This is a genomic window from Corynebacterium kalinowskii, assembly GCF_009734385.1.
In the GTDB taxonomy this organism is placed as follows: domain Bacteria; phylum Actinomycetota; class Actinomycetes; order Mycobacteriales; family Mycobacteriaceae; genus Corynebacterium; species Corynebacterium kalinowskii.
On the sequence record NZ_CP046452.1, the window covers coordinates 381,565 to 396,704 of the forward strand.

12 protein-coding genes are annotated in these 15,140 nt (G+C 58.6%); 9 read left to right on the forward strand and 3 right to left on the reverse strand.

Translation table 11 applies throughout. The features are described 5' to 3' along the window. Positions 1-11: 11 nt before the first annotated feature. The 4 genes from CKALI_RS01800 (at position 12) to CKALI_RS01815 (ending at position 5,917) form a co-directional block, all read left to right on the forward strand. Entirely contained in the window at positions 12-1,160 is a 1,149-nt protein-coding gene (locus tag CKALI_RS01800; protein WP_156191684.1) for a globin domain-containing protein, read from the forward strand. Positions 1,161-1,195: 35 nt separating this feature from the next. After that, complete coding sequence (gene lysS, locus CKALI_RS01805) at positions 1,196-2,767, forward strand: lysine--tRNA ligase (protein ID WP_156191685.1); 1,572 nt, start codon at positions 1,196-1,198, stop codon at positions 2,765-2,767. A gap of 311 nt (positions 2,768-3,078) precedes the next feature. Continuing rightward, positions 3,079-5,076, forward strand: coding sequence for a glucose PTS transporter subunit IIA (locus CKALI_RS01810; RefSeq protein WP_156193621.1), 1,998 nt, complete (start codon positions 3,079-3,081; stop codon positions 5,074-5,076). Positions 5,077-5,089: 13 nt separating this feature from the next. Then, positions 5,090-5,917, forward strand: a complete 828-nt coding sequence (locus tag CKALI_RS01815) for a PRD domain-containing protein (protein ID WP_156191686.1) — start codon at positions 5,090-5,092, stop codon at positions 5,915-5,917. 31 nt (positions 5,918-5,948) lie between these two features. Here CKALI_RS01815 and CKALI_RS01820 read toward each other — a convergent pair whose 3' ends face one another. Next, positions 5,949-7,220 carry an FN3 domain-containing metallophosphoesterase family protein gene (locus tag CKALI_RS01820; protein WP_156191687.1) on the reverse strand — a complete coding sequence of 424 codons (1,272 nt, stop codon included), beginning with the start codon at positions 7,218-7,220 and terminating at the stop codon, positions 5,949-5,951. Positions 7,221-7,486: 266 nt separating this feature from the next. On the opposite strand from CKALI_RS01820, the gene CKALI_RS01825 reads away from it, so the two are divergent. Beyond that, positions 7,487-9,181 carry an alkaline phosphatase D family protein gene (locus tag CKALI_RS01825; protein ID WP_156191688.1) on the forward strand — a complete coding sequence of 565 codons (1,695 nt, stop codon included), beginning with the start codon at positions 7,487-7,489 and terminating at the stop codon, positions 9,179-9,181. A gap of 319 nt (positions 9,182-9,500) precedes the next feature. On the opposite strand, the gene CKALI_RS01830 is transcribed toward CKALI_RS01825, so the two are convergent. Next, a complete protein-coding gene (locus CKALI_RS01830) occupies positions 9,501-10,145 on the reverse strand; it encodes a Pr6Pr family membrane protein (protein ID WP_156191689.1) in 645 nt (214 codons plus the stop codon). 62 nt (positions 10,146-10,207) lie between these two features. On the opposite strand from CKALI_RS01830, the gene CKALI_RS01835 reads away from it, so the two are divergent. From CKALI_RS01835 to CKALI_RS01845, 3 genes are all read left to right on the forward strand, one after another. Then, positions 10,208-10,576, forward strand: coding sequence for a hypothetical protein (locus CKALI_RS01835; RefSeq protein WP_156191690.1), 369 nt, complete (start codon positions 10,208-10,210; stop codon positions 10,574-10,576). 169 nt (positions 10,577-10,745) lie between these two features. Beyond that, positions 10,746-13,343, forward strand: a complete 2,598-nt coding sequence (locus tag CKALI_RS01840) for an ATP-dependent Clp protease ATP-binding subunit (RefSeq protein WP_156191691.1) — start codon at positions 10,746-10,748, stop codon at positions 13,341-13,343. Positions 13,344-13,436: 93 nt separating this feature from the next. Then, positions 13,437-13,607 carry a DUF4236 domain-containing protein gene (locus tag CKALI_RS01845; protein ID WP_156191692.1) on the forward strand — a complete coding sequence of 57 codons (171 nt, stop codon included), beginning with the start codon at positions 13,437-13,439 and terminating at the stop codon, positions 13,605-13,607. Here CKALI_RS01845 and CKALI_RS01850 read toward each other — a convergent pair. Then, on the reverse strand, positions 13,586-14,452 hold the full coding sequence (locus CKALI_RS01850) for an HhH-GPD family protein (protein ID WP_156191693.1): 867 nt from the start codon (positions 14,450-14,452) through the stop codon (positions 13,586-13,588). The two genes, CKALI_RS01845 and CKALI_RS01850, sit on opposite strands and share 22 nt — an antisense overlap. Positions 14,453-14,507: 55 nt before the next feature. On the opposite strand from CKALI_RS01850, the gene CKALI_RS01855 reads away from it, so the two are divergent. After that, positions 14,508-15,125 (forward strand): carbonic anhydrase, encoded by a 618-nt coding sequence (locus CKALI_RS01855; protein WP_156191694.1) that lies wholly within the window; start codon positions 14,508-14,510, stop codon positions 15,123-15,125. Positions 15,126-15,140 lie beyond the last annotated feature (15 nt).

Here is a 15,140-nt window from a genome sequence, read left to right on the forward strand (position 1 = left end):
CGTTCCATCCTATGCATGTCAGCCACACCCCAGAGACCAAAGCCGTTCACCTCAGCCCAGAACATGAGGCCACCATCAAGGCCACGCTCCCGATCGTAGGAGCGCACATCAACGAGATCACCCCGATCTTCTATAACAAGATGTTCACTGCCCATCCGGAGCTGCTCCGTGACACCTTCAACCGCGGAAACCAGAAGCAGGGTGAGCAGCAGAAGGCGCTGGCTGCTTCCATCGCAGTCTTCGCTCAGATGCTGGTGGATCCGAACGCCCCAGACCCGGTTGAGATGCTATCCCGCATCGGGCACAAGCACGTTTCGCTGGGTATCACCCCAGATCAGTACCAGATCGTGCACGACAATCTCTTCGCGGCGATCGTGGAGGTCCTCGGTGACGCCGTGACTCCCGAAGTTGCCGAGGCTTGGGACACCGTCTATTGGCTGATGGCTGATGTGTTGATCAAGTTTGAAAAAGACCTATACGATTCCGCCGACGTTGAGGTTGGCGATGTCTTCCGTCGTGCCCGGCTCACCAACAAGCAGGCGCTTAACGACGCCGTCTCCCTCTTTACCTTCGAAGCTCCCGCGCTCACCCCTGCAGTGCCAGGACAGTACACCTCGATCGGCGTCGTCCTGCCAGACGGCGCCCGTCAGCTGCGCCAGTATTCTCTTGTCTCCGCAGAGCAGGGCCGCTGGGTCGTAGCTATTGAGCGCGATGGCGAAGTCTCGTCCTTCCTGCACGATGCTGTGTCCGTGGGGGATGAGGTGGACATTACTTTGCCTGCTGGTGACTTGGTGCTGCACGAAGGCGAGAACCCAGTCGTGCTGATTTCCCAGGGCATCGGCTCCACCCCGATGGTCGGCATGCTGGCTGCGTTGCAGGACTCCGAGCGTGAGGTCGTCGTGCTGCATGCCGACGAATCCATGGATACCTACGCCCAGCGCGCCCAGACCTTGGAGTTGGCAAAGAATCACCACGAGTTTTTCCGATCTGAGGGGCAGCGTCTGTCGATCGATGGCCTCATTCCTTCCGGGGCGGATGTTTACCTGTGTGGTGGCACCGGCTTCCTGCAAAATGTCCGCGATCAGATCGCAGCGCTGGATGAGCAGCCCGCCGCAGTTCGCTATGAGCTGTTTTCTCCTAACGATTGGCTGGTCAGCTAGTTTCTTTACCTTGCGATGGACTACGCTTGGAAGCCGTGACTGACGCTAAGAACACCCCAGCCCCTACTGAAGATCTCCCAGAGCAGCTGCGTATCCGCCGCGAGAAGCGCGCGCGGCTGCTCGAAGAAGGTACTGACGCCTACCCGGTCGTTGTTGATCGCACACACGCCATCAAGGATGTGCGCGCCAAGTACAACGTCCTCACGGAGGGTGTCGAGCCTGTTGAGGGCGCGGTGAACTTGGAAGTCGGCGAGGAAACTCAAGACGAGGTTGCCATCGCCGGTCGCGTCATCTTCGTCCGCAACACCGGCAAGCTCTGCTTCGCCTCCCTCCAGGAGGGCGACGGCACCCGCATCCAAGCCATGCTCTCCCTGGCTGAAGTAGGGGAGGAGCGCCTTGCTGCGTGGAAGTCCGACGTGGACCTCGGTGACTTTGTCTCAGTGCGTGGTCGCGTCATCGCCTCCAAGCGTGGTGAGCTTTCCGTCATGGCTACCTCGTGGGCGATGGCAGCTAAGTCGCTGCGCCCGCTCCCGGTTGCCTTCGCGGATATGTCGGAAGACTCCCGCGTGCGTCACCGCTACACCGACCTCATCATGCGCGAGGCTGCCCGCGATAACGCTATGACCCGGATCAAGGTCATGCGCGCGCTGCGCCACTTCCTGGAATCCGAAGGTTTCCTCGAGGTAGAAACCCCTATGCTGCAGACCCTGCACGGCGGCGCTGCAGCGCGTCCATTTGAGACTCACTCCAACGCCCTGGATATCGATCTCTACCTGCGTATTGCTCCTGAGCTCTACCTCAAGCGCTGCGTCGTCGGCGGCATCGAGCGCGTCTTTGAAGTCAACCGCAACTTCCGTAATGAAGGCGTCGACTCCTCACACTCCCCAGAGTTTGCCATGCTCGAGACCTACCAAGCCTGGGGCACTTATGACGACGGCGCTGACCTGATCAAGCGCCTCATCCAGTCCGTGGCAATGGAAGTTTTCGGAACGCTGGAAGTCACTCTCGCGGATGGCACGAAGTACGACTTCGGTGGCGACTGGAAGCAGATTGAGATGTACCCGTCTCTCAATGAGGCGCTCGCCCGCAAGTTCCCTGGCCAGCCAGAGGTTACGATCGATTCCACCGTTGAGGAACTTAAGGCCATTGCTGCAGTCGTCGGTCTGGCTGTTCCAGCCAAGGGTGGCTGGGGACATGGCAAGCTCGTCGAGGAAATCTGGGAAGTGCTGTGTGAAGACCAGCTCCACGGCCCAATCTTCGTTCGTGACTTCCCGGTCGAAACCTCTCCGCTGACCCGCCAGCACCGCACGAAGCCAGGAGTGACCGAAAAGTGGGACCTCTATGTTCGCGGCTTCGAGCTCGCCACCGGCTACTCCGAGCTCGTTGACCCGGTTATCCAGCGCGAACGCTTCGAAGATCAGGCCCGCCTGGCCGCCGGCGGAGATGACGAAGCTATGGTCCTTGATGAAGACTTCCTCGCTGCTATGGAACAAGGCATGCCACCGACGTCCGGCAATGGCATGGGCATCGATCGTCTGCTCATGGCCCTGACCGGCCTGGGCATTCGTGAAACGGTGCTCTTCCCAATGGTGAAGCCAGAAGCTTAGGTTTCAGAACAAAGCCTCGCAAACGGACGAAAATGGGCATTGGGATCCGTTTGTGGGGCTTTTCTATGTGGCCCTTTTCACTCCAACGGGGTTTTGACTTAAGCGGTCACAGGGCTAGACTTGGGTGCATACCAACCAATCAGGGTTGTTACTCATAAAGCTTTGTGAGGCAAGACCTGAGACATGAGGTACCGAACTATGTTCGTTCGGCGCCTGATGTCTCAGGTCTTTTTTGTTTCCTCCAGTGTCCTCGACAAAGCTTCGCGACAGCAGCCCGACTTCACTTAATGAAGGAGTGATGACCCGTGAGTATGACCAGGCAAGATACTGCCAAGGCAATTCTCGACGGCATCGGCGGCGCCGATAACATCGCGTCGTTTTCCCACTGTGCCACTCGTCTGCGCTTCGAGCTCAACGATGCTTCGAAGGCTGACAAGAAAGCACTGGATTCCATCCCCAAGGTCATGGGTGCGGTTCCACAAGGTGGCAACCACTACCAGGTCGTTATCGGTGGCGACGTCGCCACCGTGTACGACGACATGAATGCTCTCCCAGAAATGAAGGGCGGCGCAGTCAAGTCCAACGACGATGTCAAGGCAGAACAGCGTGCGAAGGCCAAGGGCAAGATGCCGTGGCTGGACGCCTTCTTCGAGTACCTGTCCGATTCCTTCCGCCCGATCCTCGGCGTGCTGCTCGGTGCCTCCCTCATCATTGCATTCACCGCAATTCTTGATGCGTTTAGGATCGTTGACTTCCGCGCAGAGGATAAGGGCATCAGTTGGATCTTCGTAGACGCCATGTGGCGCTCTGTGTTCTACTTCCTCCCAGTGATGGTTGCCTACAATGCCGGTAAAAAGCTGCGCATTGACCCTTGGGTTCCGGGCTCCATCATGTTTGCCCTCCTCACTCCTGAGTTCCTGTCGCTCTCCGAGAACGTGGCGACCGTGTGTACCACCAACGAAGCCCTAGGCACCGACACCTGTAAGGCCACTATCTTCGGACTGCCAATGCTGCTACAGGGCTACGGCGGAAACGTCTTCGTCCCACTGATCATGGCCGCTGTGGCTGCCGCTGCGTACAAGTTCTTCCAGAAGATCATTCCTTCCGCAGTACACATGGTATTCGTCCCATTCCTCACCCTCGTCGTGATGATTCCGCTCACCGCGTTCCTCATCGGCCCATTCGGTGTCTGGCTCGGTAACGAAATCGGCATCGGCCTGTCTTGGATGAACGACAACGCTCCATTCGTCTTCGCCATTTTGATCCCAATGCTCTACCCATTCCTGGTCCCGCTCGGCCTGCACTGGCCACTCAACGCCCTGATGCTGGTCAACATCCAGACCCTCGGCTACGACTTCATTCAGGGTCCAATGGGCGCATGGAACTTCGCCTGCTTCGGCGCCACCGCCGCTGTGCTCTTCCTGTCCATCCGCGACAAGGATACCGAAATGCGCCAGACCGCAGGCTCCGCTCTTGCTGCTGGCCTCCTCGGCGGTATCTCCGAGCCTTCCCTGTACGGTATTCACCTCCGCTTCAAGAGGATCTACCCACGCATGCTCGTCGGTTGTTTCGCAGGTGGCTTGACCATCGCCATCCTTGGTGCCTCCTCTAACGGCGTGAAGACCGACGCATTCGTCTTTACCTCACTTTTGACGACTTCAGTATTCAGCCCTTGGCTCACCTATGTTATTTCTATCGCAGTCGCCTTCTTTGTAGCATTCGGCCTGATCGTGATCACCGACTACCGCACCCCAGAAGAAAAGGCAGAAGCCAAGGCTCGCCTGTCCGCTGAAGATGAGGTCATGGACGTCGCAAAGCCTGCAGCTGTTGCTGGTGGCGTTGCAACTCTCACCAAGGTCGGCACCCTCGCCGCCCCAGTCACCGGCCAGCTCGTGGCCATGAAGGACCTGTCCGACGCAGTGTTCGCCTCCGGCGCGCTTGGCGACGGCATCGGCATCAAGCCTGCTGAAGCCACCGTCGTTTCCCCAGTCGAAGGCACCGTCATCACCGCCATGAAGACCGGCCATGCCTATGGCCTTAAGACCGACAGCGGCGTCGAGGTACTCGTCCACATCGGTGTCGACACCGTGAAAATGAAGGGCGAAGGCTTCGAGCAGCTCGTTCACAAGGGCGACCGCGTGAGCGTCGGCCAGCCACTGGCTAACGTCGACTTCGATGCAGTCAAGACCGCTGGCTACGACGACACCGTCATCATGACTGTAACCAACACCAAGAAGTTCGGTGGCGTCGTCCCCGCCGCCGCAGGTGCAGTCACTGCAGGTGACGAAGTCGTCACCGTGGAAGGCTAATACACTGCTACCTATGCAGGTATTACGAATCTTCAACAACAACGTCGTCCTCGCCTCGACCGGCGAGGGCGGCGAAGTTGTTGTAACTGGTCGTGGCATCGGTTTCCAGGTCAAACAAGGTGACGAAGTCGATGCCACGCGTATTGCCAAGGTGTTTTATCCGGCAGACGGACGGGACCCGGATCACCTGGCAGAAATGCTCTCCTTTATCCCTGCTGAACACATCAAGCTCATCATCGACTCCATGGCTGATGCGGGGATGTCGCAGGACAACCGAGACAAGCTCACGCTCGTGATTGCTTTGGCAGATCACGTCGGGGGCGCCATCCGGCGTGCGCACGACGGGCAGATTCTCGAGGTGCCGCTGCGGGCTGAAGTTCAGCAGCTCTACGCCGAGGAATACCAGCAGGCGCACCGACTGGTGGAAGCGATCAACGAGCGCATCAGCGTGCCAATCTCACTTGAGGAGGCCGTAGCTTTCACCCTCCACCTGGTCAACGCCAGCTTTACCAGCGGAGACCTGTCCTACACATACAAGATGACCGGGCTGATCGAGCAAATGATCAGCGTCATTGCGGAAGGTGATGAGAAGCAGATGGACGAAATCAGCGTCGCTCGTTTCATCACACACCTGCGCTACCTCTTCGTGCGCATTGCGCAGCACAAACAGCTCACCGGCGAACCAACCGCAGTCAGCGATGCAGTGAACAAGTCCTATCCGGAGGCGGTCACCTGCGCGCTGCGGCTGGCAGAATTGGTGGAACTTCGACTTGGCGAGCCACTCACCGAGGATGAGATCTCCTATCTGGCGCTTCATGTGGCCAGGCTTCGGCGGGACTAGCTCGCCCACCCAAATTTCCCCCGTGAGAATGTCAATTTCTGTCTGATTCTGACATTCGCACGGGGGAAAATTCGAATAGGGAGGCTCCCGCCTTCTGCCTTACTTGGCGAGGGTGACGGCGTCGATAAGCTTGCCCGTTGCTACGTCTACAGTCCGGAGGGTGAGCTCCCGTGGGCTCACGGAAACAGCCAAGTAATCCCGGGGTGTAGTCCTGGCTCCAGAATGCAGTCCACGGCTGCTGCAGCGCAGGGTCGATGCTGTCGGGGTTCGCGCCGGGGTGCGCTTGACCATTGACGTCGTGGAAATCGTAGTACTTGCCGCCGCCCGCAGTCGTAGTGGTGATGTACAGCGTCTGGCCGTCCGTGTGCTGGAGACGATTGCCCTCCTGCGGAACCGCGGAGGTGCCCTTCATCAGATGCGATCGGGTGTAGATGTGATCGTGCCCGCTGAGCACCACGTCCACGCCTACCTCGGACAACACAGGAGTCCAGCCCTCGCGCAGCGCCACCACATCGGCGTCGTTGGTGTGTGAGCCCTGCGAGAATGGGACGTGGTGGTACGTGGCGATGGTCCAGTCCACGTCTGCGCCGTGCTTTGCGACGACATCTCGCACAAACGCCTGATGGCGCGCCACATCCTCGGGCCGGTTTTGGTTCGAATCCAGGCCGATGAACAGCACATTGTTGCGGATATAGAAGTAGTCCCGGTTGCTTTCGTTCGGGAGACTAAAGTGCTCGTCAAAGTGGCGCATGCCCGCGAGGTAAGTTTCGTGGTTGCCCGGGATGACGGCGGTGGGGTAGGAGCGCAGCTGGTTCGGCGAGAAGAACTCGTTGTACTGCGGTTGCGGGGCGCCCCAACCGTCCACTTGGTCACCCAAGCTGATGATCATTTCAGCGTTCGGGTTTGCGTTAGTGGCAGCAGAAATTGAGGTCCGCCAAGTATGACCTTGCTCTGCGTTCTTGAGGTTGACGCCGATCTGCGGGTCGGCAAGCGCAAGGAAGTCCCAGGTGCCGTCACCATCGCTGGTGGTGAACTGGGAGATATCGGTCCAGCCGTGGTCGGGGGAGCCGATGCGGTAGTTGTAGGTGGCGCCGGGCCTTAGTCCCGTGAGGTTAGTTTCCATTGACCGGTAGAGCAGTGTGTTTGCGTTCTGCTTGATACCTTCAAACACGATGGTGTTGTCCGAGCCGACTTCGCTCAACTGCACATAGCTCGGCCCCAGCGTCATGGTGCGCCAAGACACCGTTGCTTCGGACTGAGTGGCGCCCACGCCGAGGATGGCGCGGAAGACCTGAGGTGGCATGGTAATGCCCGGGATCTTGGAGCTATCTGCGAACTCTGGTGGCAGAGTGCTCTAAGCTTGAGCGGGCGAGAGGGTTGCTGTAGCTGCGATACAGCTGAGTGCTGCGATGAGGGAGCGGACGCTGATGTTCAGACGATTCCAGCCTATCGACCGGCCGGAGAACGGGCGGTTAACTCGAAATGAAGTATTAGTGGTTACTAAGAATTGTTGGTTAACTATTAGCCTTTGGGCTGGTAGGTCCTCTGAGGCCGTTTGACCATGACACCATGACTGACACTTTTCCTGCCGTTTCCCGTCGTGGCTTCTTCAAAGCCGCCGCAGCGCTCACCGCAACCACTGGGCTCGGCGCCCAAATAGCCGAGGCAAGTCCGATGGGTAGCTCCTCGTGGAACCCTGGGATGCAAACTGTCCCAGGTAACCAGCCTGAGCTGCCATTCCTACATGGCGTGGCCTCGGGTGATCCGTTGCCGAACTCGGTCATTCTGTGGACCCGTGTTACCCCGCAGGCGGATGCTCTGCCCGGAACGGGGATCGGTGAAAGAGTGGAAGTGAAATGGGAGGTCGCGGCTGATCCCTCTTTCCGCCATGTTGCACAACAGGGCACCACGGTGACCAGCGCAGAACGGGACCACACTGTCCACGTTGATGCCACCGGTCTTAAGGCAAACTCCGTTTACTATTTCCGTTTCACTGTGCTTGACGGCGCGTATGCCGGTCGAACCTCGCCGGTGGGCCGGACCAAAACAGCTCCTGTCGCAGGAGAGAACGTGAAGCAGTTGAACTTTGCCTTCGCATCCTGCGCCAACTGGGAGGCCGGCTACTTTGAGGCATATCAAGACATGGCTACCCGCGCATTGGCCGGCGAGCTCGATTTCACTGTATTTCTCGGCGATTACATCTATGAATATGGCACCGGCGGCTATGTGGGCAAGCATGGCGTTGTTCGCCCGACCAGCCCGAAGTGGGAGATCTTGAATCTCTCGGACTACCGCCAGCGCTACGGCCACTACCGCACGGATCTCTATCTGCAGAACGCGCACGCAGCGCTGCCGTGGATCGCGATGTGGGATGACCATGAGACGGCGAATAACGCGTGGCGGGAAGGCGCGGAAAACCATACTCCTGGCGCAGAGGGGTCGTGGGCGGGGCGTCGAGAAGCAGCGTTGCAGGCGTACTTTGAGTGGATGCCGGTGCGAGCGACCTCGCCTTCGCAGCAGGGGCACATCTATCGCACGCTGCAGTTTGGCGACCTCATGCAGCTCACCATGCTTGATCTGCGGACTTACCGCGACTCGGAAACTTCCGTTGCCAATTTCGGCAACCCGGACCGGACGATGCTGGGCGGTGAGCAGTTCAACTGGGTGGCTGCGCAGATCGAGCAGTCGACGGCCGCGTGGAATGTACTGGGCACCTCAGTGATGATCGCTCCGCTCAAGCTCCTAACGATCGCACACAGTTGGGAGGCGACCGAGGCGTTGCGCTTTGCTCGTCAGCAGACCACCGGCTTTGCCATCAACTCCGACCAATGGGATGGCTACGCTGCCGAACGAGATCGCCTGCTCGAACTCGTGGCTGCCAAAAATGCCAACACACTCTTTATTACCGGCGACATCCATTCCGAATGGGCAAACAGTATCCATCACGGCGGTAGGGAAGTGGCCGTGGAGATGGTCTGCACGTCCATCTCTTCAGCAAACATTGATGATCTACTGACCGACAAGACCAAGATCGAGCACGCCCCGAATAACAGCACCTCGTTGCTGGTGGAGGGCATGCTTCGCGACGCCAATAGGTGGGTCAAACACCTGGACTTCGATGCCCACGGATACAGCATCGCGCACTTGCGCCGTGATGAAGTTGCTGTGGACTTTGTGCGCGTGAACAACGTAGAACTCGCAGAATCAGGGGTTTCAGTTGCGCTTACGAAGGCTTGGCGACCGGGCGAAGGTTTTGTCCGCTGAACTAGTGGCACATGGTGCGTCGTATCCAGTCAGAGGCCGTAATCAGTATCTAGGTGAACGAGGATCGGCCACACTTTTTGGACTGAACTGCTCCTTTTTACATTTTGACTAGGTAACTGGCCATGAATTGCGGCTGGCTCAGCATAGAGTTTTGCATGTGACGTGCTGAGTGACCTGATAGATATCACGGAGACTACATGCCCGCTTCACTCTATTACTGGTTGCTTTCAATTGGTTCAACTTGCAATCAGGGAAACCAACCTCGGGAAATCACACAAGCACTCGGCTGCAATTAGAGTTTCGCCATGCTCAGATCGTGCTAGTTCGCACGACGCATGATCATCTTTTCGGCTGTACCTAGGACACCCACGAGGGCTACAAAGCTCGCGGTGACCCCAGCCATGTTGCGGGCGACCATCCGGCCACCAAGAGTTGTCACGTTGAGGAAGCTATATGGGTAGTAGCCCTGGGTGGATGCACCTCGATAGAAGGTCCAGCCCGACCACAGCATTGGCAGAGCTAGCGAATAGAAGGCGTTCTTGGCGTTAACGTCGCCTTCGTCGGCGATGAACCTATCGATCAGCCACATGAGCGGGACAATCACTGGCATGACGCCATGAGTGATGGGGTTAGTAATGGCGTAGAGGCCGGTTGGGGTGGTTTCCTTGGCCAGGATCGTGTTGTAGATGATTCCGGTGATGATCAGCATGACTACGGCGTCGATACGCGCCACCGCCCATCGCGCAGGGCGGCGGCCAAGAGCGTACTGAGCGCCTACGACGGCGCCCAACATGTTCGACCACAACGTGAAGTAGCTATACGACGCGAGTAGGCGCTGGCGCCTCGTGGTGAAGGCGGGCCAGTCCTCGAAGGGCGTGGTGATGGTGGCGAAGCCGGTTAGAGCCACGGCGAAGCCGCCGAGCACTCCGGCGATAACACCAGTTGCACGTACTAGATTCCTCATTCCACGTACATTAGTCGTCAAAAACGGTTGCGGGCTGAGTGAACCTCATTAAAATCGAGAACATGAAAAAGGTTCTCATTTCCGCATTGGTGGCGGTATCAATCATTGGCGCTCCGGTCGCACAGGCTAACCCTTACTCTCCAGGCATGGACTTTCGGCACCCGTCCGAGATTGCCCGTGAAGCAGCGAAGTCGCCATTGCAGCGCTTACAGGACAACATCACAATGCGCATCATGCAAGCCTCGTTCCTGGGATTTGTGATCCCCGACGGCCTGGCTGCAGGAAATACGCCTGCCGGGATGGAACCACTCGCACAATGCGTAGCCAACAGCTCCGGCAGCGCCGAAATTCAGCCGGTTCAGATGGTGGCTACCTGGGCTTGCTTGGCCACCAATCCTTCTTTGAATCCAATGCCCGCTTGGTACATGTAAGCATTTTTAGCTCTAAAAAGGCGTTGTTCGCTAAAGGCGTACAGCGCCCTTTGTGCTGGTAGGCGCAGGTTTTGGCGTCGAAAAGCATGCTGCGAGCGTGAAAGTGGAAATTATCGTCCGCCGTGCGCGTTAGAGTAGGTGCAATTAGACAACGAAAACTAGGAGAGTCATGTTCGAGAGGTTCACTGACCGCGCTCGGCGCGTCATCGTTCTGGCCCAGGACGAAGCTCGCATGCTTAATCACAACTACATCGGTACCGAGCACATCCTGCTCGGTCTGATCTCGGAAGGTGAAGGCGTAGCCGCGAAGGCTTTGGAGTCCATGGGGATCAACCTCGAGGACGTGCGTCGCGAGGTTGAGGAAATTATCGGTCACGGCACCACGCCACCGACCGGTCATATCCCGTTTACCCCACGCGCAAAAAAGGTTCTTGAGCTGTCCTTGCGTGAAGGTCTGCAAATGGGCCACAAGTACATCGGTACCGAATTCCTGCTGCTCGGCCTGATCCGTGAAGGCGAAGGCGTCGCCGCCCAGGTGCTGGTTAAGCTCGGCGCTGATTTGCCACGCGTACGCCAGCAGGTCATTCAGCTCCTTTCCGGTTACGAAGGTGAAGGCAACGCTCCTGATGACCAGGGTGGCGCAAACCTTGCCGGTGCTGGCGCAGCTCCTGGTGGCCGGGGTGGCAACCAGGGCGGTGTTGGTGAGCGCTCCAACTCTCTAGTGCTCGACCAGTTCGGTCGCAATCTGACTCAGGCTGCCCGCGAGGGCAAGCTGGACCCAGTGGTGGGCCGCGATAAGGAAATCGAGCGCATCATGCAGGTGCTGTCTCGTCGCACCAAGAACAACCCAGTGCTGATCGGTGAGCCTGGCGTTGGTAAGACTGCTGTCGTCGAAGGCCTGGCGTTGGACATCGTCAACGGCAAGGTGCCAGAGACGTTGAAGGACAAGCAGCTGTACTCGCTAGACCTTGGTTCCCTGGTCGCGGGCTCCCGCTACCGCGGTGACTTCGAAGAGCGCCTGAAGAAGGTTCTCAAGGAGATCAACCAGCGCGGCGACATCATCTTGTTCATCGATGAGATCCACACCCTGGTCGGCGCAGGTGCCGCCGAAGGAGCCATTGACGCAGCCTCGCTGCTGAAGCCAAAGCTCGCCCGCGGTGAACTGCAGACCATCGGTGCTACCACTCTCGACGAGTACCGCAAGCACATCGAGAAGGACGCCGCTCTGGAGCGTCGTTTCCAGCCAGTTCAGGTCCCCGAGCCATCTGTTGAGCTCACCATCGAGATCCTGAAGGGGCTGCGCGATCGCTACGAAGCGCACCACCGCGTATCCATCACCGATGGCGCACTGGCTGCCGCTGCCAACCTGTCTTCCCGCTACATCAACGACCGATTCTTGCCAGACAAAGCTGTTGACCTCATCGACGAGGCCGGCGCCCGCATGCGCATCAAGCGCATGACCGCCCCTGAAGGCCTGCGCGAGATCGACGAGCGCATCGCCGACGTCCGTCGCGAGAAGGAAGCCGCGATCGACGCACAGGACTTCGAGAAGGCTGCTGGCCTGCGCGACAAGGAACGCAAGCTGGGTGAAGAGCGCTCCGAGAAGGAAAAGCAGTGGCGTTCCGGTGACCTCGAGGAAATCGCTGAGGTAGGCGAGGAACAAATCGCCGAGGTCCTCGGTTCTTGGACCGGCATCCCAGTGTTCAAGCTGACGGAGGAAGAGTCCTCTCGCTTGCTGCACATGGAGGACGAGCTGCACAAGCGCATCATCGGCCAGGAAGAAGCCGTCAAGGCAGTTTCCCGTGCCATTCGCCGCACCCGTGCAGGTCTCAAGGATCCAAAGCGACCATCCGGTTCCTTCATCTTCGCCGGCCCGTCCGGTGTGGGTAAGACTGAGCTGTCCAAGGCCCTCGCCGAGTTCCTCTTCGGCGAGGAAGATGCCCTCATCCAGATCGACATGTCCGAATTCCACGACCGCTTCACCGCGTCGCGTCTGTTCGGTGCTCCTCCGGGATACGTCGGCTACGAAGAGGGCGGCCAGCTCACCGAAAAGGTCCGCCGCAAGCCGTTCTCTGTGGTGCTTTTCGACGAAATCGAAAAGGCCCACAAGGAGATCTACAACACCCTGCTTCAGGTTCTCGAAGATGGTCGTCTGACCGACGGCCAGGGCCGCATGGTCGACTTCAAAAACACGGTGCTCATCTTCACCTCCAACCTGGGAACCAGCGACATCTCCAAGGCAGTGGGCATGGGCTTTTCCGGCTCCGGCGAAGCGGATGCTGAAGGCCAGTACGACCGGATGAAGAACAAGGTTCACGACGAGCTGAAGAAGCACTTCCGCCCAGAGTTCCTCAACCGTATCGACGAGATCGTGGTCTTCCACCAGCTGAACCAGGAACAGATCGTCCAAATGGTCGACCTGCTCATCGGCCGCGTTGAAAAGGCTCTGGCAGCCAAGGACATGGGCATCGAAATCACCACTACGGCCAAGAACTTGCTGGCCAAGCGTGGCTTCGACCCAGTACTCGGTGCCCGTCCGCTGCGTCGTACGATCCAGCGCGAGATCGAAGACGTCCTCTCCGAGAAGATTCTCTACGGCGAGTTCGGTGCCGGCGAAATCGTCATGGTGGACGTGGCAGGCTGGGACGGCGAATCCAAGGGCGAAGACGCCAAGTTCGTCTTCTCTGCGAAGCCAAAGCCGCTGCCGGAAGGCACCTTCTCCGAGATGTCTCCTGAAGCTGTGGAGGCTGTCTCCGACGTAGAGTAAGAGCTGCGAAATTTGATAATGCAGACTGTAGATTTCTTCAGATTTCTATAGTCTGCATCACCTTTTTCAGCATTCCGACTAGACTCTTAACTCATGGGTATTTTGTTCCGTGAAAAGAAGAAGGTCGGCAAGAACAGCTGGATCAACGTGTCCAAGTCTGGCGCGTCGGCATCCACTAAGGTCGGTCCCGTGACCATCAACAGCCGTGGTGGCGTCTGGGTCAACTTGCCGGGCGGTATGACCTACCGCGGTAGGTGGAAGTAACCTTCCTCGTCTTGCTCGGCGAGCCCGTCGTCGAGCAGCGAAAACAAGGCCCGGGAGCGCTGCGCCGCGTCGGGCCACACCACGTCAATCTCTGACAAGGGAACCGGCGCCGTGGCTGCCCGCAACACAGCCATGATCTTGCCGCGCACTTGGCGGTCCGTCCCCTCGAACTTCTGCACGCGACGCTTCGCGCTCGCCAATTCCTCGTCCGTCGGCGCAGGACATCCTGTCTGCTGCCATGCGCACAGATCGCGCACGGGGCAGATGTCGCACTGGGGTCGCGTCGTACACACCAAGGCTCCCAATTCCATTAATGCCACTGAGAATTCGGCAGCGCCGACCTCCGGCAACAGCGCTTCCACTTCAGCGAGTTCGCGTTTGCGGGCTGGGCCAGGGAGGAATTTGCCGTCGATAAGCCTGCGATATACGCGCCGCACGTTGGTGTCCACGACGGGGACCCGCTGCCCGAATGCGAAGGCGGCAACGGCGCGGGCGGTGTAGTCGCCGATGCCGGGCAGGGCAAGGAGCTTGTCGACGTCCACAGGTACTTCGCCGCCATGTTCGGCAACAATCGCGCGGGCGCAGTCAAGGAGTCGGAGGGCGCGGCGCGGATAGCCGAGGCGATCCCATGCGCGGAGTACCTGATCGGGGGTGGCATTGGCGAAGTCTGTGGGGGTAGGCCAGCGTTCGATCCATTCTTTCCAGATGGGCTCCACCCGGGCTACTGGGGTTTGTTGGCTCATGACCTCTGACAGCAGAATTCCCCAGGCAGAGGTGTGTGGGTTGCGCCAAATGATGGTTCGGCCGTTGGCGTGGTACCAGTCACGAAGTCGGGTGTGGAGCATAACTGGTCACTGTATGGGGTTTTGAAAATTTCCTCAAAAGAGGAAAATAGGAGGTATGCGTGATGTCAAAGATGTAAACCCGAAGAATATTTGGAACGCCCTCAAAGAGGGGAACAAGCGCTATCAGGAATTTGCGATGCTGCACCAGAATTTGGATGCTGGGCGTCGTGAAGAGCTGGTCGCAGGTCAGAAACCGATGGCCGCAGTGCTGGCCTGCTCTGATTCCCGAGCGCCGGTGGAGCACATCTTCGACCAGGGTGCGGGCGATATTTTTGTCATCCGCACCGCTGGCGAGGTTCTAGACATGGGTACCTTTGCCTCCCTAGAGTTCGCCGTGGATGGCCTGGGCGTGCAGAACCTGATCATCATGGGGCACGAGTCGTGTGGCGCGGTAAAGGCCACCAAGGCGGCGCTGGAAGGTGGCGAAGTTCCTCCAGGTTTTCAGCGTGTGCTGATCGAGAAGGTTGCTCCATCGATTCTGAACGCCAAGCGCAAGGGATTGGACACCACCGACGACTTCGAAATTGAGCACGTTCGCGAGACCGTGGACATGATTCTCGACCGCTGCCCAGTGATCAAGCAGCGACTCGATGAGGGAGCTCTCGGCGTGGTTGGCGCTCGTTACCGCCTCGGAACTGGCGCCGTCGAGTCGATCGTCGAGTTTGGCGTTTAAGACACACCCCCAAGG

Excerpts from the sequence above, each read along its gene's own strand:
- CKALI_RS01800 (WP_156191684.1), top strand. The coding sequence starts at position 12 with ATGCATGTCAGCCACACCCCAGAGACCAAAGCCGTTCACCTCAGCCCA.
- CKALI_RS01810 (WP_156193621.1), top strand. The coding sequence starts at position 3,079 with ATGACCAGGCAAGATACTGCCAAGGCAATTCTCGACGGCATCGGCGGC.
- CKALI_RS01815 (WP_156191686.1), top strand. The coding sequence starts at position 5,090 with ATGCAGGTATTACGAATCTTCAACAACAACGTCGTCCTCGCCTCGACC.
- CKALI_RS01820 (WP_156191687.1), bottom strand. The coding sequence starts at position 7,220 with ATGCCACCTCAGGTCTTCCGCGCCATCCTCGGCGTGGGCGCCACTCAG.
- CKALI_RS01825 (WP_156191688.1), top strand. The coding sequence starts at position 7,487 with ATGACTGACACTTTTCCTGCCGTTTCCCGTCGTGGCTTCTTCAAAGCC.
- CKALI_RS01830 (WP_156191689.1), bottom strand. The coding sequence starts at position 10,145 with ATGAGGAATCTAGTACGTGCAACTGGTGTTATCGCCGGAGTGCTCGGC.
- CKALI_RS01835 (WP_156191690.1), top strand. The coding sequence starts at position 10,208 with ATGAAAAAGGTTCTCATTTCCGCATTGGTGGCGGTATCAATCATTGGC.
- CKALI_RS01840 (WP_156191691.1), top strand. The coding sequence starts at position 10,746 with ATGTTCGAGAGGTTCACTGACCGCGCTCGGCGCGTCATCGTTCTGGCC.
- CKALI_RS01845 (WP_156191692.1), top strand. The coding sequence starts at position 13,437 with ATGGGTATTTTGTTCCGTGAAAAGAAGAAGGTCGGCAAGAACAGCTGG.
- CKALI_RS01850 (WP_156191693.1), bottom strand. The coding sequence starts at position 14,452 with ATGCTCCACACCCGACTTCGTGACTGGTACCACGCCAACGGCCGAACC.
- CKALI_RS01855 (WP_156191694.1), top strand. The coding sequence starts at position 14,508 with ATGCGTGATGTCAAAGATGTAAACCCGAAGAATATTTGGAACGCCCTC.